The organism is Noviherbaspirillum phoenicis, from assembly GCF_047237965.1.
Classification (GTDB): domain Bacteria; phylum Pseudomonadota; class Gammaproteobacteria; order Burkholderiales; family Burkholderiaceae_D; genus Noviherbaspirillum_A.
Genome location: NZ_JBDFLX010000001.1, coordinates 1966948 through 1987680 on the forward strand (window position 1 = coordinate 1966948; position 20733 = coordinate 1987680).

At 61.5% G+C, this 20733-nt stretch carries 20 protein-coding genes and 1 tRNA gene; 9 read left to right on the forward strand and 12 right to left on the reverse strand.

The annotated features are described in order from the left end of the window. Positions 1-14 precede the first annotated feature (14 nt). Entirely contained in the window at positions 15-278 is a 264-nt protein-coding gene (gene rpsT, locus ABC383_RS08995; RefSeq protein WP_194712287.1) for a 30S ribosomal protein S20, read from the reverse strand. Positions 279-613: 335 nt separating this feature from the next. Here rpsT and murJ point away from each other — a divergent pair, with 335 nt between their 5' ends. Further along, positions 614-2164: a murein biosynthesis integral membrane protein MurJ gene (gene murJ / locus ABC383_RS09000; RefSeq protein ID WP_413013254.1), complete on the forward strand. Its 1551-nt coding sequence runs from the start codon at positions 614-616 to the stop codon at positions 2162-2164. A gap of 53 nt (positions 2165-2217) precedes the next feature. Continuing rightward, entirely contained in the window at positions 2218-3051 is an 834-nt protein-coding gene (locus ABC383_RS09005; protein ID WP_413013256.1) for a SirB1 family protein, read from the forward strand. A 28-nt stretch (positions 3052-3079) separates the two neighbouring features. Here ABC383_RS09005 and ABC383_RS09010 read toward each other — a convergent pair whose 3' ends face one another. Continuing rightward, positions 3080-5008, reverse strand: a complete 1929-nt coding sequence (locus ABC383_RS09010) for an ATP-binding cassette domain-containing protein (RefSeq protein WP_413013258.1) — start codon at positions 5006-5008, stop codon at positions 3080-3082. 125 nt (positions 5009-5133) lie between these two features. On the opposite strand from ABC383_RS09010, the gene ABC383_RS09015 reads away from it, so the two are divergent. Next, positions 5134-5208 (forward strand) — tRNA-Arg (locus ABC383_RS09015). Positions 5209-5429: 221 nt separating this feature from the next. On the opposite strand, the gene ABC383_RS09020 is transcribed toward ABC383_RS09015, so the two are convergent. Further along, positions 5430-5888 (reverse strand): SRPBCC family protein, encoded by a 459-nt coding sequence (locus ABC383_RS09020; RefSeq protein ID WP_413013260.1) that lies wholly within the window; start codon positions 5886-5888, stop codon positions 5430-5432. A gap of 487 nt (positions 5889-6375) precedes the next feature. On the opposite strand from ABC383_RS09020, the gene ABC383_RS09025 reads away from it, so the two are divergent. Then, positions 6376-8127, forward strand: a complete 1752-nt coding sequence (locus tag ABC383_RS09025) for a type IV pilus assembly protein FimV (protein ID WP_413013261.1) — start codon at positions 6376-6378, stop codon at positions 8125-8127. Positions 8128-8185: 58 nt separating this feature from the next. Next, positions 8186-9208, forward strand: a complete 1023-nt coding sequence (locus ABC383_RS09030; RefSeq protein WP_413013263.1) for a nuclear transport factor 2 family protein — start codon at positions 8186-8188, stop codon at positions 9206-9208. Between the two features lie 48 nt (positions 9209-9256). Here the strand turns inward: ABC383_RS09030 and ABC383_RS09035 are convergent, their stop codons facing one another. Continuing rightward, on the reverse strand, positions 9257-11641 hold the full coding sequence (locus ABC383_RS09035; RefSeq protein ID WP_413013265.1) for an ATPase, T2SS/T4P/T4SS family: 2385 nt from the start codon (positions 11639-11641) through the stop codon (positions 9257-9259). 318 nt (positions 11642-11959) lie between these two features. Here ABC383_RS09035 and ABC383_RS09040 point away from each other — a divergent pair, with 318 nt between their 5' ends. Beyond that, on the forward strand, positions 11960-12430 hold the full coding sequence (locus tag ABC383_RS09040; RefSeq protein WP_194712294.1) for an outer membrane lipoprotein: 471 nt from the start codon (positions 11960-11962) through the stop codon (positions 12428-12430). An 89-nt stretch (positions 12431-12519) separates the two neighbouring features. Here ABC383_RS09040 and maiA read toward each other — a convergent pair whose 3' ends face one another. Continuing rightward, positions 12520-13179: a maleylacetoacetate isomerase gene (maiA, locus tag ABC383_RS09045; protein WP_413016282.1), complete on the reverse strand. Its 660-nt coding sequence runs from the start codon at positions 13177-13179 to the stop codon at positions 12520-12522. 5 nt (positions 13180-13184) lie between these two features. Then, positions 13185-13880, reverse strand: coding sequence for a fumarylacetoacetate hydrolase family protein (locus ABC383_RS09050; RefSeq protein ID WP_413013268.1), 696 nt, complete (start codon positions 13878-13880; stop codon positions 13185-13187). 171 nt (positions 13881-14051) lie between these two features. Here ABC383_RS09050 and ABC383_RS09055 point away from each other — a divergent pair, with 171 nt between their 5' ends. Then, a complete protein-coding gene (locus tag ABC383_RS09055; protein ID WP_413013270.1) occupies positions 14052-14360 on the forward strand; it encodes a YkvA family protein in 309 nt (102 codons plus the stop codon). Positions 14361-14369: 9 nt separating this feature from the next. Here ABC383_RS09055 and ABC383_RS09060 read toward each other — a convergent pair whose 3' ends face one another. The 6 genes from ABC383_RS09060 to ABC383_RS09085 form a co-directional block, all read right to left on the reverse strand. Continuing rightward, positions 14370-15095, reverse strand: coding sequence for an ABC transporter ATP-binding protein (locus ABC383_RS09060; protein ID WP_413013272.1), 726 nt, complete (start codon positions 15093-15095; stop codon positions 14370-14372). Next, positions 15095-15862 (reverse strand): ABC transporter ATP-binding protein, encoded by a 768-nt coding sequence (locus ABC383_RS09065; protein ID WP_413013274.1) that lies wholly within the window; start codon positions 15860-15862, stop codon positions 15095-15097. Before ABC383_RS09065 ends, ABC383_RS09060 begins: the two co-directional genes overlap by 1 nt. A gap of 12 nt (positions 15863-15874) precedes the next feature. Then, positions 15875-17083: an ABC transporter permease subunit gene (locus ABC383_RS09070; protein WP_413013276.1), complete on the reverse strand. Its 1209-nt coding sequence runs from the start codon at positions 17081-17083 to the stop codon at positions 15875-15877. A 19-nt stretch (positions 17084-17102) separates the two neighbouring features. Further along, complete coding sequence (locus ABC383_RS09075; RefSeq protein ID WP_413013278.1) at positions 17103-18032, reverse strand: branched-chain amino acid ABC transporter permease; 930 nt, start codon at positions 18030-18032, stop codon at positions 17103-17105. 84 nt (positions 18033-18116) lie between these two features. Further along, on the reverse strand, positions 18117-19061 hold the full coding sequence (gene ispH / locus ABC383_RS09080; RefSeq protein WP_413013280.1) for a 4-hydroxy-3-methylbut-2-enyl diphosphate reductase: 945 nt from the start codon (positions 19059-19061) through the stop codon (positions 18117-18119). Between the two features lie 57 nt (positions 19062-19118). Further along, entirely contained in the window at positions 19119-19574 is a 456-nt protein-coding gene (locus tag ABC383_RS09085; RefSeq protein ID WP_413016284.1) for an FKBP-type peptidyl-prolyl cis-trans isomerase, read from the reverse strand. Positions 19575-19680: 106 nt separating this feature from the next. Here ABC383_RS09085 and radC point away from each other — a divergent pair, with 106 nt between their 5' ends. Further along, positions 19681-20355: a RadC family protein gene (radC, locus tag ABC383_RS09090; RefSeq protein WP_413013282.1), complete on the forward strand. Its 675-nt coding sequence runs from the start codon at positions 19681-19683 to the stop codon at positions 20353-20355. Between the two features lie 135 nt (positions 20356-20490). Further along, a complete protein-coding gene (gene rpmB / locus ABC383_RS09095; protein WP_194712304.1) occupies positions 20491-20727 on the forward strand; it encodes a 50S ribosomal protein L28 in 237 nt (78 codons plus the stop codon). Positions 20728-20733 lie beyond the last annotated feature (6 nt).

Here is a 20733-nt window from a genome sequence, read left to right on the forward strand (position 1 = left end):
TGGCCAGATGCTATTTAGGCCAGTGCTTTCAGCGCAGCGGACAGACGGCTCTTGTGGCGAGCTGCCTTGTTCTTGTGGATGATTTTCTTGTCGGCGATGCGATCGATGATCGAGATCGAGGACTGGAAAACCTGGGTCGCTGCGGACTTGTCGCCACCTTCGATTGCCTTGCGCACTGCCTTGATGGCGGTACGCAGCGTCGAACGCTGGCTGGAGTTGTGTGCGTTCTGCTTGACTGCTTGACGAGCACGCTTGCGTGCTTGTGCGGTATTTGCCATGAAATTCCCTAAACGTGGTCGGTTGCGTTCGCAACACCTACCAGTTGCGAAACCAATTCAATAAAGCCCCGGATTATAAACCGTTTTCCACCGGGCGGTAAAGCACTAATACCAATCCCAACCCATAACGCGCCGTGACACCGTGTATTTTCCCGCCTGGCTGCGTTGGGATCGTCGTCAATAGCCGGGCTATTGACTCTTACCCGTCTTGCCAGCCGACAAATCCAGCGATTTCATCTGACACGTTATGGATTGGGATTGGTATGGCGCTTCGCGCCGGCACAATACCGTGGACTTGTCTGGGCTGCAACCCCTGCCGGGCTATAATGCCGGCCATGAATTTGCATAGAACCCTTGCCGCGGTGTCAGGCATGACCATGGTGTCCCGGGTAACCGGCCTGATCCGCGAGTTTCTGATTGCCCGCGCATTTGGCGCTTCCTCCTACACCGACGCTTTCTTCGTTGCCTTCCGGATCCCCAACCTGCTGCGTCGCCTGTTTGCTGAGGGCGCGTTTTCCCAGGCTTTCGTTCCCATATTGGCTGAATACAAGAATCAGAAGGGCGAAGCGGCCACCCGCAGTCTGGTCGACCATGTAGCCACCATCCTGCTCTGGACCCTGCTTGCCACCTGCGCGCTCGGCATTCTGGCTTCGCCGGTGGTGGTGTATCTGATGGCAACCGGCCTGAAGTCTGATCCCGAGGCATTCTCCGCCGCGGTGACGATGACCCGCATCATGTTTCCCTACATCGTCTTCATGTCGCTGGTGGCGCTGGCGGGCGGCATTCTGAACACCTGGAGGCAATTCAAGGTGGCGGCATTCACACCCGTCCTGCTCAACCTGAGTTTCATCGCGGCCGCGCTATTCCTGGCGCCCCTGCTCGATCAGCCGGTATACGCGCTCGCCATCGCAGTCTTCATCGGCGGCGTGCTGCAACTGGCGATACAGATTCCTTCCCTCGTCCGGATAGGGATGCTGCCCCGGCTTTCGTGGAATCCGCGCATTGCCCTGTCGGATGCGGGCGTGCGGCGGGTGCTGCGGCAGATGGTACCGGCCACCTTTGCCGTGTCGGTCGCCCAGATTAGCCTGATCATCAATACCAACATCGCTTCCCATCTGGAAAATGGCAGCGTTTCCTGGCTGTCGTATGCCGACCGGCTGATGGAATTGCCAACCGGCCTGCTGGGCGTGGCCCTGGGCACCATCCTGTTGCCCAGTCTTTCCAAGGCACATGCGGACCGCGACTCGGCTGAATATTCCGCGCTGCTCGACTGGGGATTGCGCCTGACCTTCCTGCTGGCCCTGCCCGCCGCGGTGGCGCTGGCCTCCCTGTCGGAACCGATCACGACGACGCTCTTTCACTACGGCAAATTCGATGTGCAGTCAGTCAACATGACTGGCCGCGCCCTGATTGCTTACGGCGTCGGCCTGATTGGCCTGATTGTCGTGAAGATACTCGCGCCGGGCTTTTATGCGCGCCAGGATATCCGCACGCCGGTGAAGATCGCCATCGGCGTGCTGATCGCCACGCAGTTGATGAATATGGTGTTTGTTCCCTGGATCGCGCACGCCGGACTGGCCCTGTCGATCGGCCTGGGCGCCTGCCTGAATGCCGGGTTTCTCTTCCTGGGACTGAGGCGCCGCGGCATTTACCAGGTGCAGGCGGGTTGGGGCCTGTTCCTGGCGCGACTGGCTGGCGCGCTGTTTCTGCTGGCCGGAACGACGATGTGGGTGGCTGCGCACTTCGACTGGATTGCGATGCAGGCCCATCCCCTGCTGCGCATGGGCGCACTGTTTCTGGTGATGGCAGTGGGCGGCGCGGTGTATTTCGGCGCCCTGCTGCTGACCGGATTCCGCTTTGCCAACTTCAAACGCATTGCGCGTTGAGCAATGTCGTCCGGATTCGTGCAACGCCGGAGCCAGTCCACGGTCAGACCACCATGATCAAGAATCTCGATTTCTTCGCGGCGCTGGTGCAGCAGGACAATACCATTCCGCTATTTGAGGCGGCATTGTCGATTGCCCAGGATGCCGATGCGCAACTCGACCTGGCGGCAACCCAGCTTCAGGTCGATACCATGGCGGCGCGCCTGCGCCGCAGGCTGCCGTCGGATACCTCGCCGGTGCAGAAACTGCGGCTGCTCAACCATTTCTTTTATCAGGAACTGGGATTTGCCGGGAATATCAACGACTATTACGATCCGTCGAACAGCTACCTGAACCGCGTGCTCGACTCGCGGCGCGGCATCCCGATTTCCCTGGCGGTGCTTTACATGGAACTGGCGCACCAGATCGGTCTGGATATCAAGGGCATCTCATTCCCGGGACATTTCCTGATGAAGCTGTCGGTGCAGTCCGGCGATATCGTGCTTGATCCGCTCAACGGCGCCAGCCTGTCGCGCGAAGAGCTGGAAGAGCGGCTGGAGCCCTATCTTTCGCAGAGCCCGGACCGGGACAGCGCGCTCTCCGCCTATCTGCATGAAGCCCGGCCACGGGAAATCCTGGTGCGCATGCTGCGCAACCTGAAAGCGCTGTATTTCGAGCGCGCCGAATGGGAGCTGGCGTTGGGCGTGCAGCAGCGGCTGGTAATCCTGCTGCCCGACGACCTGGCCGAACGACGCGACCGCGGCATGGCCTATGCCAACCTGGAGTGCCCGCAGGCGGCCCTGAAGGATATCGAAGACTATCTGGAGCAACGGCCGCACGCTCAGGATGCAGGGATGCTGCGCCAGATGCTCCCTTCCCTGAAGGAAGCGGCGCGGCGCCTGAACTGAGCCGGAGGGGGCTCTGGGCCCTGCGGCATCAGGCCTTGCTTCTGGCTTCGATCGCTTCCCATTTCTCCAGGCTGGCCATCAATTGCTCGTCCAGCTGCGCATAGCGCTCGTTGAGCTTCTTGACCTCCGTCGGCTGCTCGCGATACAGGTTGGGATCGGCCAGCTTTTCCGTGATCGACTTCTGCTCGGCTTCCAGCGCGGCGATTTGGGCTGGCAGTTCGTCCAGTTCACGCTGCTCCTTCGAACTGAGCCTCTTTGCCTTGGGCGCGGGTGCGGCCGCTGGCGCTGGCGCCGATGCGGCAGGCTTTTCCTTTTGCGGCGCCCTGGCTTCCGCCTTCGACGCAGTGGTACGCGGCTCGGGTACGGCGCGCACCCGCTCCCAGTCGGTATAGCCGCCGATGTATTCCTTCCAGTTGCCGTCCCCCTCGGCCACGATCACCTGGGTAACGACGTTGTCCAGGAACATGCGGTCGTGGCTGACCAGGAATACCGTGCCGTCATATTCTTCAAGCAGCTCTTCCAGCAGCTCCAGCGTGTCGATGTCGAGGTCGTTGGTGGGTTCGTCCAGCACCAGCACATTGGCCGGCTTGGCAAACAGCCGCGCCAGCAGCAGCCGGTTGCGCTCGCCTCCCGACAGGGACTTGACCGGCGAACGGGCCCGCTCGGGCGCAAACAGGAAGTCGTTCAGGTAAGTCATCACGTGCTTGCGCTGCCCGTTGATTTCGACCCAGTCGCTGCCCGGCGCAATGGTGTCAGCCAGGCTGGCTTCCTCGTTGAGCTGGGCGCGCATCTGATCGAAATAGGCCACCTGCAGGCGGGAGCCCTGGCGTATGGTGCCGCTGTCGGCCTGCTCCTCGCCGAGGATCAGCTTCAGCAGCGTGGTCTTGCCGGCGCCGTTCGGGCCGATCAGTCCGACCTTGTCGCCGCGCAGGATGGTGGCGCTGAAGTTGTTGACGATGACCTTGTCGCCGAAGGCCTTGCTGACATCGACCAGTTCCGCGACGATCTTGCCGGAGCGGTCGCCGGTTGCCACATCGAGTTTCACCTGGCCCTGCTGTTCGCGCCGCGCACTGCGCTGAAGGCGCAGTTGCTCGAGGCGCCGCACCCGGCCCTCGTCGCGGGTACGGCGCGCCTGCACGCCCTTGCGTATCCAGACCTCTTCCTGCGCCAGGAACTTGTCGAACTTGGCGTTCTCCACTTCCTCGTTTTCCAGCAGTTCCGCCTTGCGGCTCTGGTAGGTCGTGAAGTTGCCCGGAAAGGACAGCAGGCGGCCACGGTCCAGTTCAATGATGCGTGTGGCGACGTTGTCCAGGAAGCTGCGGTCATGGGTAATGAACAGCACGCTGCCGCGGAAGTCGCGCAACAGGCCTTCCAGCCACATGATGGAAGTGAAATCCAGATGGTTGGTCGGCTCGTCGAGCAGCAGCACATCCGGTGCGCTGACCAGCGCGCAGGCCAGCGCCACCCGCTTCTGCATGCCGCCTGACAGCGTGCCCATCAGGGACGACTTTTCCAGGTTCAGGCGGTCCAGCGTGGTTTCGACCCGGTTGTTCAATGTCCAGGCATCGGCGGCGTCAAGCCGCATCTGGATTTCATGCATGCGCTCCATCAGCGCGTCGTCGTTGTCGCCGCCGAACTGGGTGGTCAGATGGTCGTATTCCGCCAGCAGGCCAGGCAGGTCGCCCAGCCCTGCCGCAACGGCATCGAACACCGACATGTCAGGCGAGAATTGCGGCTCCTGTTCCACGTAGGCGATTTTCAGGCCCTGCTGCATCACCATCAGGCCATCATCCAGTTTGGATGTGCCGGCGATGATCTTCAGAAGCGAGGACTTGCCGGTGCCGTTACGGCCGATCAGCCCCACCCGCTCGGCCGGTTCCAGAGAGAATTCCGCATGATCGAGCAATGCAACGTGACCGAATGCCAACTGGGCATTGGAAAGGGAGATGACTGCCATGGTGTTCCAGAGAGGGGGTGATCGGAGGCCGCATTGTACCGCCTGCGTCGGCGGGACTGGAGATTGCCGCAATGTCAGCTATAATCTCGGGCGTAATTCAGCGCCCAGCGCTTTCTTACGCGCGTCTCGCCGTAGTTCAATGGATAGAACGAGTGCCTCCTAAGCGCTAGATACAGGTTCGATTCCTGTCGGCGGGACCAAATTTCAGTGCAGCATCCACTATCGCCGGCCGACGCGCCCGCGTCTTGAGCCTCACTTGCACGCAACCCGTATAGACCCGCAAAACGGAACAATCCAGTCTCGACGGTGAGACTTCAGTCATGGCGGCCGACGCCGGTGCCTGCTTTATTGAAATCTTCCCTCCAGGCGCACCGCCGGCAGTTGCAGCGGCACGCCACGGGTCGGCGCTGAATCAGGCTGATCAATGCTCCGTCACTTTGCCGCGCCAGGCGCCGGTTTCCTGTCCGCGGCTTTCCAGCATTTCCTTGAACCGCTTCAGGTTGCCCTTGAGCTGCATTTTCACCAGGCCAAGCGCGTCGCCTACCTTTTCATCCATGGTCTGCGGGTCGTAATCCATCTGCAGCATGATGCGCGTGACATTGTCGGAAATCTTGTGGAAGGTCGCCACGCCGGCATTTTTCACGCCGCCGGTACTGCGCCAGGCGATACGCTTGTCCGGGATCTGCTCCGTGATCTCGGCGTCCCATTCCTCCGGCTTGCCGGCGATGTCGGCGCGCCAGTGAAGATGGGTGTCGTCTATCTGGCGAATTTCGTGCACGCTGTCCATGAACTTCGGAAAGTCCTCGAACTGTGTCCACTGGTTGTATGCCGTGCGCACCGGCACATTCACATCGATCGATTCGGATGTGGAGGAAAGCATGCCCGATCCGCGCGATTTGCCCATCTGCTTGGACAACAACATGCCGCCAACGGCCAACGCAGCTACTGTAACAAGTCTGTTAACCATCATCGTTCTCCTGAGTAAGGCTCGGGGAGCCGTCTGACAAGCCGGCTGCAGAACCACGTAGATCAAGGCTGGACCGCGCGGGCTGTGCCGGTACTAGCGGATGACACTGCGGCCAACCGATTGGTTCGTATCACGCATTCCAGTTTTTAAATTCGATCAAACCACTGGATTGCAAGCGATTACGGAAGGCCAGCGGCACAAAGCAGCGATCCGGCAGGCAGAAATGTGGTTTCGCGGCAACATGCGAGAAATTAATAGACGGAAACATCGTTGTTCAGGGGTATGACATCTTTCTCCATCCTTTATTGTTCACCTTTCGGCTGAAAGTCCGCCAATCGGCTAAACAATCATGATGCATCTTGCAAGACCACGTCCCGTGCAAAGGCTACTGCTATGCGTTGTGGCTACCTCCAGCCTTCCTGCGCAGGCACTGGGACTTGGGCCGCTCGCGCTGCAGTCCAGCCTCGGCAACCCGCTGCAGGCCACGATCCCGGTATATGGCCTTCCCAGCGAAGAGTTGACCGCCAACTGCCTGAAGGCACGTGTGACGACCCTGGATGGCAGCATGCTTTCCAAGCCAGCCGCTGCGGTAACCGGAAGCGGCGCCAATGCGAGCGTACGCATCACCGGCCGTGAAGGCATTGGCGAGCCGGCGGTCAGCATTACGGTGGAAATTGGCTGCGCGAACGCGGTCAGGCGTGAATACCAGGTATTGCTCGACCCGGTGCCGCTTGCGCAGCCGTCTGCCCCGCCTGCTGCCGACGTCAGGCAGCCCGGCCTGCCACAGCCAGCCCCGGTCAAAGCCAGAATCGCAAAGCCTGCAACCGCTGCGCCTTCAACAACTGCGGCGGCTTCGCCCACCGCTGCGCCTTCCCCAACTGTGGCGCAACGCAGGACCGCCGCGCCCTCCCCGCCCAGCAAGAAACCGGCGGAAGGCAAGAGCGTGCTGGCGCTGTCCACCGGCGATGCCGAAATTGAACAGGTGCGTACCAACCTGGTTCTGCGTTATGCGACCAGCCTGTCCGAGCCGCGCGTGGCCAATGACCCGGCCAGACTGGCTGCCCTGCGCGCCGATCAGCAACGCGTGGCGGCACTGCTGCGTGGAGAGAACCCGGCCGTCGGCGTTCAGGCCCAGTTGCAGGATGCGCAACTCGCGCTGAAGACAGCCAGGCAGGATGCGCTGGAGGCCAGGCGCCAGGTGGATGACGAACGCAAGGCCCTGGAAACGGAACGGCAGAGCATGATCCCGGCGCTGTGGGCCACTCTGCTGGCAGTGCTGGCGTTCGTCGGCATGGCGCTCAGCGGCTGGCTGCTATGGCGTCGCCGCCAGGACCAGCGCCGTCACCAGGACGAACTGGCGATACTTGCCATGCCGTTCGATACAGCGATGCCGGAAACCAGTGCAGGCAATGTCCCGGCACCGTCTGGCGCAGACCGGACGCACCCGGTTCCCGCCGCAATGCCCCAGGAGCCGGTGCCAGCCGACCCCCTGGCGCCAGAGGCCATCCCGCCCACGCCATTCGAGTGGGGGACGCATCCGCATGAAGTCCCGGTGGCGACCACGCCGCCGGAGGCGGTGGACATGCCGGCGTCATGGCAACTGATCGAACAACAGATAGATGGCCTGCGCGATCAACCGCGCGCGCCGGCCGAGATGGCGGTGCAGGTCATGGCGGACGGCCCTGCGCAAAGCCATGCCACGCAGGTGGCCGACATGTTGCTGGCTGCCGAAAGCTGGATGGCCGAACATAATCCGAAACGGGCGGCAGACTTGCTGCAGCCTTATCTGGAACGCGAGGACATGCTGTCCCCGGCGCCTGGCCTGTATCTCCTGACGCTGTACCGGACCCTGGAAGACGAGGGCCGGATACAAGCGGTCAAGACGCAGCTTCAGGCCTGGTTCCCGGAGGAAGTCAGCCAGTGGAGCGCAGGCGCACAGGGGCGCCGCACTATCGCCGATTTCCCCGGCGTGCAGGCAATGATCGATACCTTGAAAGGCAGCGACGCCCTGCCGTCTTACCTGAGGGGCTTGTTACTGGCGCCGGAACCATTCGACTTTTCCACCTACCGCGAGATTGTCCGTGCCATCGGCATCGCCGACGAGGCTGTGAAAACAGCCGAGATTTCAACCATGACGCTGGACTTTCATTGAACAGTTCCTGCGCCGATGTACCATATGGTTTCTCTCCATCATCTACCTTGAATAAACCATGGTAATTTCCCACCTCCTCAAGCGGTGCCGGCATTACGGTGCCCGGTCTGGCGCAGCCATCCTGCTCGTCGGCGTCATCGCCGGCAATCTCCAGGCCGGCCCGGTCGATGAGCAAGCGGACATTGCGCGGCTCATGCAGAGCGGACAGCTTGCGGAGGCACTGAGGCGAGTGGAAGGCCTGCTGATGCTCAATCCCGGCAACGCCAAGATGCGCTTCACCAAAGCCATCATCCTTGCGCAGCAAGGCAAGTCCCCCGAGGCGATCACGCTGCTGCTCAAGCTGACGGAAGACTATCCGGATCTTCCCGAACCCTATAACAACCTGGCAGTGCTCTATGCCGCCAATGGCCAATACGAAAGTGCGCGCATTGCGCTGGACAAGGCGACTGCCAACAACCCCGACTACGGCATGGCCTACGAGAATCTGGGCGATGTCTACGCCGAACTGGCCAGCCAGGCCTACGAGAAGGCAGTCAAACTCGATGGCAACGGCAATGCCCGGGCCAAGATGGCGGCACTGCGAGGCAATGTCCAGTCGGCGGGGGGCATCGTCAAGCCGACCAGCCTGCCCGGAAAAGGCACGCTGGCGATGGCGGACAGTACGACGGCGGTTGCCAAACCTGGCCAGGACAAGGCAGCAGCGCCGAAACCCACGGCCGCGCCGGCCGCCTCCGCCAGCACGGCCGAGCAGGCTGCCGTGCTTGATGCGGTCAAGTCATGGGCCGACGCCTGGAGCGCGCGCGATGTCAATGCCTATCTTGCCGCCTACAGCAGCGACTTCGTGACGCCGCGCGGCATGAGCCACCAGAAATGGGCCGCTGAGCGTACCGAACGCATCACCGGCAAGCAGCGTATCAGCGTCAAGGTGGAAGCGCCCAGGGTAACGTTGAATGGCGACCAGGCAACCGTGCAGTTCAGGCAGCAATTCAGTTCCGACAAGCTGCGCTCGACCGACCAGAAAACCCTGATGCTGATCCGCCGTGACGGCGCCTGGCGCATCCGTGAAGAGCGGGTGGGCTAAGAGCCCGCGCAAAGGCCACGGCCAGACCAGGCGCGCAGGCCCCTGATGCTAACCGGTCAGGGCGCGCACCTGCTCCCAGTCGGTATAACCCTGCAGGACCTTGGCAATGGCATCCTGGCGCAGCGTGCTCATGCCCTCTTCCATTGCCTGCGCCGTCAGTTCGGCCACGCTGGCCCGGTTCAGGATCATGCGCTTGATCGTCACGCTGTTGATCAGCAGTTCGTGAATGCCCAGCCGCCCCTTGTAGCCGCTGTCGTTGCACTCCTCGCAGCCATGGGCACGGTACAGCGTGAGCTTGCCATCCTTGCCGGCATGGCTTGCATGCCAGTCAGCCAGCACCTTGTCAGCTTCCAGGTTGGTATCCAGGCAGTATTCATAGGCCAGCATGGCCAGTTCGTCGGGAAAGGGCGTGTAGGCGATGCGGCACGATACGCACAGGCGGCGGGCCAGGCGCTGGCCGACGACGCCCAGCAGCGCATCGCCGAAGTTGAAGGGGTCCAGCCCAAGGTCAAGCAGCCTCACCACGCTTTCAGCGGCGCTGTTGGTGTGCATGGTTGAAAACACCAGGTGCCCTGTCAGCGAAGCTTCGATCACTGTGCGCGCGGTTTCGGCGTCGCGGGTTTCGCCGACCATGATCACATCCGGGTCGGCACGCAGGAAGCTGCGCAGCACCGCGGCAAAAGTCCAGTCGATGCGCGGCTGAACCTGCACCTGCCGCAAGCCTTCCTGCGTAATTTCGACCGGGTCCTCCACCGTCCAGATCTTGCGTTCCGGCGTGTTGATGTGGGCCAGGACGGAATGCAGGGTCGTGGTCTTGCCGGACCCGGTCGGGCCGCAGACGAACAGCAGGCCATGAGGCCGCGCAGCGATCTTGCGTATGCCTTCCAGCGCATAAGCCGACAGGCCGAGGCCGTCCAGCGACACCACCTTGGGTGCGCTCAGGATGCGCATCACCACATCTTCCAGGCCCTCGGTCGTGGGCATGGTCAGCACCCTGAGTTCGATGCGGGCCGGACCGAACTGGGAAAAATCGATCTTTCCATCCTGCGAGCGCCGCTTTTCGGAAATGTCCAGGCGACTCATGATTTTCAGGCGGGAGACCAGCGCATTGCGAAAGTTGGCCGGGATGTCGGAATAGTGGGACATCACGCCTTCCTTGCGGAAACGCACCCGGGTTGGCCGATTGCCCTTCATGGTTTCGATATGGATGTCCGAGGCGCCGTCCTCGTAGGCATCCATGATGATCTTGTTGACCAGCCGCACCAGCGTGTTGTCCGACTCCGATACATCGTCCATCACGCTGATGGTGCTTGCCGGCGTGACCAGGTCGGTGCCGCCCAGTTCGAACACCAGGTCTTCCATGCTTTCCCGGCTGGCCTGGCTGCCGTAAAACTTCCTGATTGCGCCGCTGAGGTCGTCCGCCGACGCCATCACCGGATCGATCTTCAGCTTGGTGTAGAAGCCGAGCGCCTGCAGGCCTTCGATGGCAAGCGGATTTTCCAGCGCAACCACCATGCGGGTCTCGGTACGGTAAAGCGGCATGATCTGGTGCTTGCGCACCAGATCGGCTGGCACGGATTTGATCAGGTTCAGGTCGAAATCGAACTTGCGCAGGCTGACCAGGGGAATGCCGAGCTTCTGGGCCAGCACCCGGCGCAGGGTATCGCGCTTGACCACTTCCATCTCAACCAGGATTTCGCCGAGATGGGTCTTGCGGTCACGCGCCTGCAGGGTCAGCGCTTCTTCCAGTTGCGCTACCGAGATCAGCCCCTCCTGCAGCAGCGCCTCGCCGAGCCGGACGTGCGGCATCTCCTTCTGCTGCTGCAATGCCTTTTCAACCTGTTCCTGGCTGACGATATGCTGCTTCTGCAGATAGTCCCCCAGTTTCTGGGACCGCAGGGCCTCCTGCTTTTTCAGGCCGAGGTCGACAGCGTCCTGGCTGACCAGCCTGCCCTCCACCAGCAATTGCCCGAGCTGCTCGCCGATCTGATAGCTGGTAATCGCGCCGGCAGGAATGAACCAGCGCAGCACGTCATCACCATAGCTGCACAGGAAAAGGAACAGGCCGAACGGATGCTCGACATAGCCGATGGTTTCCGAAATCAGGCTGTCGCCATCCTTGAAATTGACGACGCAACGCTTGCGCAGGGAAAGGTTGGCCGGATCGAACTGGTCGTTCTGGTTCAGTGGCAGCGGCTTCAGCGCGATCGGGCGGGTCAGGCGCAGGCTCTTGAATTCACGGAACCCGATCTGGTTGGCGAGCAGGGACTTCGGCATCAGGAATTCGATGAGGCCGTTCTCGGAATCCAATCGCACCATCGTTCCCGTCGCCCGCTGGCCATCGTGCATGGCCAGCATTGCCGGTTCGGGACCAATTGCGTCCGTGGCAAGCTGAAAGTGCGGCGGTATGGGCCATTCAAAGTCGGTCATCATGGTATTGGTTGCCTGTTGTGCTGATTCAGACGCAAAGCGGTGGCGATGCAGCGTTGTCGACGCAATTTACAGCAAGAATCAGGCAGGGTGAAGCAGAGAAACGGGACTCGCCGCGCAACGCAATGGAGAAGGCGCCGGAAGGTAATCAGCTGTAACAAGCTTGGCATCGCCCCGATCAGGCCGCATAGAATCGTCACTGGCTTGACGCCGCCATGCAGCCTATGTGGCCCGCGCTGGCGCTGTCCGATTCTGTTCGATGGCGTACAGACCCTTGCGGCAGACAGGGATTAGGCTGTGATCACAATATCAGGAGGTCATATGAAAACAAATCGCATCATCATCGCATCGGCCCTGGCCGCGTCCACCTTCCTGGCTGGCTGCGCGGCCCCCGGCTATCCCCCGGCCGCATCGTCGCCTTACCCCGCTCCCGCCGGCCAGCAAGGCTATTACACCAGTTACGGCGTGGTGGATTCGATCCAGGTGGTCAACACCGCCGGCGGCAATAGCGGCATCAACGCGGGCACGGTCATCGGCGCACTGGCTGGCGGCATTCTGGGCAACCAGGTCGGCGGCGGCACCGGTCGTGCCGTGGCGACCGCCGCGGGCGCCGTGGGCGGCGCCGTGGTGGGCAACCAAGTCGAGCAACGCAACCGCCAGGGCGGCACCGCCTACCAGATCGGCGTGCGGCTGGACAATGGCACCTATCAGACCTTCACCCAGGAATCGATCGGCGACATGAACATCGGCAACCGGGTACGGATCGACAACGGCAGGGTTTACCGCTACTGAAGCGGCTCTGAAAAAAAACCGCTGCGACATGGATGTGTCGCAGCGGTTTTTTTATGGTCCTTGCAGGCTACGGCCTGCAAGGACCAGGCTTACTCCGCGTCGGGCTGCCTTGACGGCTCCGCCATCGAAAATGCATCCACCTTTGCGCAGTTTTCTGTAATGCGCAGCAGGGTCGGCATGCCCGACAGGTCGCAGTCGAGCCGCCGCGCATTGAAGATCTGCGGCACCAGGCAGCAATCAGCCAGCGTCGGCGTGTCGCCGAAGCAGAACTTGCCGGCGCGGCCATCGGCGTTGATCTTGGCTTCCAGCGCTGCCAGGCCCTGCTCGCACCAGTGGCGATACCAGGCATTCTTGGCTTCCTCGCTGACCTTCAGATCGCGCACCAGGTAGCGCAGCACCCGCAGGTTGTTCAGCGGATGAATGTCGCAGGCAATTGCCAGCGCAATGCTGCGCACGTAGGCCCGGTCCAGCGGCGCGGCTGGCAGCAGCGGTGGCTCCGGATACATCTCGTCTAGGTATTCCATGATGGCCAGGGATTGCGTCAGCACCTGGCTGCCGTTTTCATCCTCTTCGTCCACCAGCGCCGGTACCAGCGCTTCCGGATTGATGCGGCGGAATTCCTCGGTCAGCTGCTCGCCGCCCTGCTTGACCAGATGAATCGGCACCATATCCACGTCCAGGCCCTTCAGGTTCAGCGCGATGCGCACCCTGAACGAGGCGGAACTGCGGAAATAGGTATAGAGCTTCAGGCTCATCAGATCACCTTGACGCGCAGCGGGGTCAGCCCTTCGACGCTGCCTTCCAGCAGATCGCCCTTCTGCACCGCGTTCACGCCTTCAGGCGTGCCGGTGAAGATCAGGTCGCCAGGCTGCAGTTCGAAGTAGCGCGACAGGTGCTCGATGGTTTCGGCAACATTCCAGATCAGCTTGCTGATGTCGCTGTTCTGACGCGCGGCGCCATTCACATCGAGACGGATGTTGCCGGTTTCCAGCAGGCCGGTTTCGGACAGCGGATGCAGGGGCGCAATCGGCGCCGACTTGTCGAAACCCTTGCCGGTGTCCCAGGGACGGCCCAGCTTCTTGGCCTCGCCCTGCAGGTCGCGGCGGGTCATGTCCAGGCCAACGCCGTAGCCCCAGATATAGTTGCCCGCTTCCGCTGCGGGAATGTCGCGCCCGGCCTTGCCGATCGCCACCACCAGTTCGATTTCATGGTGCAGGTCCGACGTCATGGCCGGGTATGGCATCTCGCCGGTGGCGCCAGCGGCCACCGGCAGCAGCGCATCGGCTGGCTTCAGGAAGAAGAACGGCGCTTCGCGGCCAGTGTGGCCCATCTCCTTGGCATGCTCAACATAATTGCGGCCGACACAATAAACGCGGTGAACCGGGAACATCTGGGTGCTTCCGGCAACGGGAACGACGGCCTGGGCAGGCGGCGTGAAGGTGTACTCCATGTTGGCTCCTTTTTTAATAGTGCGTGGATTATGCCACTCTGATATGTATTTCGCCCAATCCGGCGATGAGCGACGAAATCGATGCCTCCGCCTCTTTAAATCCAGCGAGCGCCCCCAGATAGAGGGCAGCGCGGCAACCGGCCGTGGGCGACTTTCCAAGGAGTATTCGACATGTTCAACCGTTTGCGCCGCCTGGCCCGGCTGGCTGGCCGTGAAGTCACCATCCTGTGGTTTGCCTGCCGCCACCCGGCAACGCCGCTGGCGGTCAAGCTGGGCGCCGGACTGCTCGCGGTCTACCTGCTGAGCCCGATCGACCTGGTGCCCGATGCGCTGCCCGTGCTGGGCTGGCTGGATGATGCAACCATCCTCGCGTTTGGCATTCCGGCGCTGCTGAAACTGATGCCTGCAGGCGCGCTGACCGATGCCCGCAGCGCCAGCGAGCGCTTCCTGTCGAAGTGGGCTTTCTGGCGACGGGCCTGAGCAACCGGCTTATTCCTCGCCCAGGTAGGCCTGGCGCACCTTCGGGTCGTCCAGCATGGCTTGCGCCGGGCCGCTCATGGTGATCAGGCCCGACTCCATCACATAGCCACGGTGCGCGGCCTGCAGCGCCAGCCGCGCATTCTGTTCCACCAGCAGGATCGTCACGCCTTGGGAAGCGACATTGCGCACCACTTCGAAGATGCGCTCCACCATGATCGGCGACAGCCCCATCGACGGCTCATCCAGCAGCAGCAGGCGCGGGTGGCTCATCAGTGCGCGCGCCATTGCCAGCATCTGCTGCTCGCCGCCGGACAGCGTTCCGGCGAGTTGCGTTGAACGCTCCTTGAGCCGCGGGAAAACCCCGTACCATTTCTCGATATCGTCCTCGATGCCCGCCTTGTCGTTGCGGATATAGGCGCCCATCAGCAGGTTCTCGTGGATGGACATGCGGGTGAACACGCCACGGCCTTCCGGCACCATCGCCAGCTGCCGGCGCACCAGCTGGAACGAGGTCAGTCCGCGGATCGGCTGTCCCGCATAATCGATGTGGCCTTCCACCCTGCAGTCCGGCAGCGTTCCCGTGATCGCCTTCAGCGTGGTGGTCTTGCCAGCGCCGTTGGCGCCGATCAGCGTGATCAACTCGCCTTCGCGGACTTCGAGACTGATGCCCTTGACGGCCTGGATGCCGCCGTAGGCGACCGTCAGCCCGTCGACCTTCAATACGGTTGCGGCCATCAGTGCGACCCTCCCAGGTAGGCTTCAATGACGGCAGGATTCTTCTGTACTTCCGCTGGCGTGCCTTCGGCAATCGGTTTGCCGTAGTCGAGCACGGTAATGCGGTCGCACAGGCCCATCACCAGCTTGACGTCATGCTCGATCAGCAGGATCGTGCGGCCGTCCGCCTTGATCTTCAGCAGCAGTTCACGCAGGCCCAGCTTTTCGGTGGCATTCATGCCGGCGGCGGGCTCGTCCAGCGCCAGCAGCAGCGGATCTGTTGCCAGCGCCCGGGCGATTTCCAGCCGGCGCTGGTCGCCGTACGACAGATGGCGGGCGGTACGGCGGGCAAAGGCGCCGATGCCGACGAAATCGAGCAATTCCTGCGCACGCCGCCGGATTGCCGCTTCTTCTTCCCGCGCAGCACGATGCCGCAGCACCGCGCCCAGCACGCCCTGTCGCGTGCGGACATGGCGTCCGACCATCACGTTTTCCAGCGCGCTCATTTCGCCAAACAGGCGAATGTTCTGGAAGGTGCGGGCAATGCCGGCCTTGGCGACTTCATGCGGCGCCGACGGCGAATACGGCTTGCCATCCAGTTCGAAGCTGCCGCCGTCGGGTTGATACAGTCCCGTCAGCACATTGAAAAAGGTGGTCTTGCCGGCGCCATTCGGACCGATCAGGCCATAGATCTGGCCTTTGGCGATGCGCATGTTCACGCCCGACAATGCCTGCAGGCCGCCAAAGCGCTTGGTTGCGCCGCTAATGTTCAACAAGCTGTTTTCCATTGCTTGCTCCCCTTACACCGGCGCGACGCCGGTGCTGGGCGCGGGCTTGTCGACATCGGCTTCGGGACGATCTTCATGCCGCGGCGCCGGCCACAGGCCTGCCGGGCGCGTCAGCATGATGACGACCATCGCCAGGCCATACAGCAGCTGGCGCAGGATTTCCGCGTCCACCAGCACCTTGCCGAACAGCGCATGCTGCACCGGCTCCACGGTATGCCGCAGCACCTCCGGCAAGGCCGCCAAGATCACGCCGCCAAGCACCACGCCCGGTATATGCCCCATGCCGCCCAGCACCACCATGGCCAGCACGGCGATCGATTCGGTCAGGCTGAACGACTCAGGAGAAACGAAGCCCTGAAAGGCCGCAAACAGGCCGCCCGCAACGCCGCCGAACGATGCGCCCATCGCAAAGGCAAGCAGCTTGACGTTACGGGTATTGATGCCCATCGCCTTGGCCGCGATCTCGTCCTCGCGGATGGCGATCCAGGCGCGGCCCAGGCGGGAGTCATGCAGGCGGTAGGAAATGAACACGATCGCCAGGCAGAGCGCCAGGAACAGGAAATAATAGGCATTCACCGAGGGCATCGAAAAGCCGCCTATCTTCACCATGGCGCCCGATCCAGCCTCGCCGCCGAGCGACACGCCAAAGATGCGCACCGGGTCGATCAGGTTGATGCCCTGCGGTCCGTTGGTGATGTTGATCGGGCCATTCAGGTTGTTCATGAAAATCCGGATGATCTCGCCAAAGCCCAGGGTCACGATGGCCAGGTAATCGCCGCGCAGCTTCAGCGTCGGCGCACCCAGCAGCGCGCCGAAGACGCCGGCCAGCAATGCCGCCAGCGGAAGGATCACCCACAGCGACAGATGAATGCCCTGCTGCGCCACCTCCGGCCCGAAAAAGGCGATCGCCGCCTCGCCCAGCGGCTGGTACTGGTTCACCAGCGACTCGAGCAGGGTGGCGAACTGCGGCGACGCCATCAGCCCGGTCAGGTAGGCGCCGAGCGCATAAAAGGCGATGTAGCCGAGATCGAGCAGCCCGGCGAAGCCGACCACGATGTTCAGGCCCAGCGCCAGCATGATGTAGAGCAGCGCCAGGTCGATGATGCGCACCCAGGAATTGCCAAAATTGGAAGCGATGAAAGGGAACGCCAGCACGACGACCGCCAGCACGATCAGGCTGGCGCGGCTGCGGGTTGCGCGCGGAGAAATGGTGTAGGCCATGGGATAGGTTCCGTTCCGTTCAGGCGCGATCAGCAACGCGCTCGCCCATCAGCCCGGAAGGACGCAGCGTCAGCACAATGATCAATACGATGAAGGCAAAGATATCCTGGTAGTTGCTGCCGAGGAATCCGCCGGTGAGTTCGCCGATATAGCCGGCGCCCAGGCTTTCGATCAGGCCGAGCAGGATACCGCCCAGCATGGCGCCATAGATATTGCCGATGCCGCCGAGCACAGCAGCCGAAAATGCTTTCAGCCCGGGCACAAAGCCCATGGCAAACTGGGCCGAAGAGTAATTCGCGCCCCACATCACGCCCGCCACCGCTGCCAGCGCCGCGCCCACCGCGAACGTGACGACGATGACACGGTTGGCATCCACGCCCATCAGGCCGGCAATGCGCGGATTCTCGGCCGTAGCCCGCATTGCGCGGCCCATCTTGGTTTTCTCCACCAGCAACACCAGCAACAGCATCGACAGCGCAGCCAGTACCAGCAGCATGACCTGCGTCGGCGTGATCAGCGCGCCCATCAGGTTCAGCGACTCGGAAGGCATCACCTGCGGAAAAGGAAGCGGGTTACGGCCCCACACCATCATCGCAATGGTTTGCAGCAGGATGGAAACACCGATTGCCGTAATCAGCGGCGCCAGCCTCGGCGCATTGCGCAGCCGCCGGTAAGCAACGCGCTCGATCACGATATTGACGATTATGCAGACGGGAATCGCGCCAAGGATAGCGATGATCAGCTTGACTACCCCGGGAAGGTCCGGGGCGGCGCTGTTGACCAGTTTCAATATGGTCAGGCCGGACATTGCACCGATCATCAGTACTTCGCCGTGGGCAAAGTTGATCAGGTTGAGAACGCCGTACACCATGGTGTATCCCAAGGCGATCAGCGCATACATGCTGCCCAATACCAGGCCGTTGACGATTTGTTGCAGGAAGATTTCCATGGCCCGCCATGCTCAAGAGTAGTTATTTTTTTACGCCAAAACGGCAATCGGTCATCGCGCGCCTTTTATTCCGTACCCGGGAAATTACCTGGGTTCGGACAGACCATTCAAACCCTTGGGCAAGGGAAACGTCACATTCTCTTCCACACCTTCCAGCACGCGTACGCTGCGCGCACCGAAAACTTTCAACTGTGCAATCACTGCATCGACCAGCACCTGAGGTGCGGACGCGCCGGCAGTGACGCCGATGCGCCTTGTTCCATCCAGCCAGGCCGGGTCGATCTGGGCCGCGTTATCCACCATATAGGCGGCCGTCCCTTTCTTTTGGGCCACTTCGCGCAGCCGGTTTGAATTCGAACTGTTCGGGCTGCCGACAACGATCACCAAGTCAACCTGAGGCGCCATGAACTTCACCGCTTCCTGGCGGTTGGTGGTGGCATAGCAGATGTCACCTTTCTTGGGCTCGGCAATATTCGGAAACCGGCGCTTGAGTGCAGCGATGACGTCGGCGGTATCGTCCACCGACAGCGTCGTTTGCGTCACATAGGCCAGCTGGTCAGGGTTGCGCACCTGGAGGTGGTCGACGTCCTCGGCGGTTTCCACGAGATACATGCCCTGGTCGGCCTGCCCCATGGTCCCTTCGACTTCAGGATGACCGGCATGGCCGATCATGATGATTTCCCTGCCTTCACGCCGCATCTTTGCCACTTCGACGTGCACTTTCGTCACGAGCGGGCAAGTTGCGTCGAATACCGTGAGGCCGCGTTGCGCCGCTTCTTCCTGGACGGAACGCGGCACGCCGTGAGCAGAAAACACAAGCGTGTTCCCGGGAGGGACATCAGCAAGCTGCTCGATGAAAATCGCACCCTTGCGTCGCAGGTCATCGACCACATAGGCGTTATGCACGATCTCGTGGCGCACGTAGATGGGAGCGCCGAATTGCGCCAGCGCCCGTTCCACGATTTCGATTGCCCGGTCGACGCCAGCGCAAAAACCGCGCGGCTGCGCTAGCAGGATTTCCTGTTCCATAACTGTGTGTATTCCCTGATCGATTAAAAACGCGCTGCCTGGCTGTCGCTGCGCACGCTACAGTATGCCGATGATGCGTACGTCGAAACGGAGCGTCTGTCCCGCCAGCGGGTGATTGAAATCGAAAAGCGCATCATCGGCGTTGATTTCAAGCAGCACTCCGGCAAAGCGGCCGCCGCCCGGCGCCGCGAATTCAACCACATCGCCCACCTTGTATTCCTCGCCGAGCTGGGAATTTTCGGCAAGCGTGCTGCGAGAAACCCGCTGCAGCAATTCCGGGTTGCGCTCGCCGAATGCTTCAGACGGCGCCAGCGAAAAGCTGCGTTCGGCGCCGTCGGACAGGCCGATCAGGCGCTCTTCAAGAAAGGGCGCAAGCTGGCCCGTGCCGAGTTGCAGCGTGGCCGGATTGCCGTTGAAGGTGGTAACAATGTCGTTGCCATCCTGCGACGCGAGTCGGTAATGCAGCGTCAGATAGGCGCCTGGGCCCACGACTGGCTGTGTTAGATTTTCCATGAGGTTCCGCCAGACAAAATAATCCGCCATTTTAAGCCACCACAGCCGCTCGCGCCGACTGGCGGCGATTGCACCGATCGAAGCACCCCTGCATGGAAGACAGAACATGGGAATTGCTGACTGGCCGGAAGCGCTGCGACCGAGGGAAAGACTGATTGCGCTTGGCGCACACACCCTGTCCGATGCAGAACTGCTGGCGATTTTCCTCCGCACCGGTCTGCCAGGCTGTTCCGCCGTTGAACTGGCCCAGCGCATGCTGCTGCACTTCGGGTCGCTGCATGCACTCTGCAACGCAGCGCTGCATGAGTTCTGCAAGCTGCCCGGACTGGGTCCAGCGAAATTTGCACAGTTGCAGGCGGTACTGGAATTGGCGCGCCGCACCACACTGGAAGAAATAAAACGCGAATCGCCGCTGACCAATACCCTGGCCGTGCAGCGCTATCTCCAGTTGCGCCTGGCCACCCTTCCCTATGAAAGCTTTACCGTCATTTTTCTGAATGCAAAACACTATGTCATTGCATGCGAGGAATTATTTCGGGGCACTTTGACGCGGGCCCAGGTCCATCCGCGTGAAGTGGTACGGGCAGCACTGCATTGCAACGCGGCCGCTTGCATACTGGCTCACAACCACCCTTCCGGCGAGGCTTTCCCGAGTAGCCAAGACCATGAAATCACGCATCTGCTGAGTGATGCCCTTGGCCTGATCGAGGTGCGGGTACTCGACCATCTGATTGTCGCAGGCAGGCAAATCTACTCTTTCATCGAGCATGGAGAACTATGAAAACCGATGCATCGAATTGTTAAATCAAAGAGGAAAAACAAGAAACAATTGTTTTTCGCAAGTCGTTGAATATTCTACTTTTTTTGGCTATACTCTCGTTTTTTCCAATTTCGGAAATATTTGAAGGAGTGAAACATGGCACGTCAATGCCAAGTCACCGGGAAGAAGCCGATGGTCGGCAACAACGTTTCCCATGCGAACAACAAGACCAAGCGTCGCTTTCTGCCTAACCTGCAGAATCGCCGCATTTTCGTAGAGTCGGAAAACCGCTGGGTTTCCCTGCGCCTGTCCAACGCTGGCCTGCGCATCATCGACAAGATCGGCATTGATGCCGTCCTGGCCGATATGCGCGCCCGTGGCGAAAAAGTCTAATCCCAC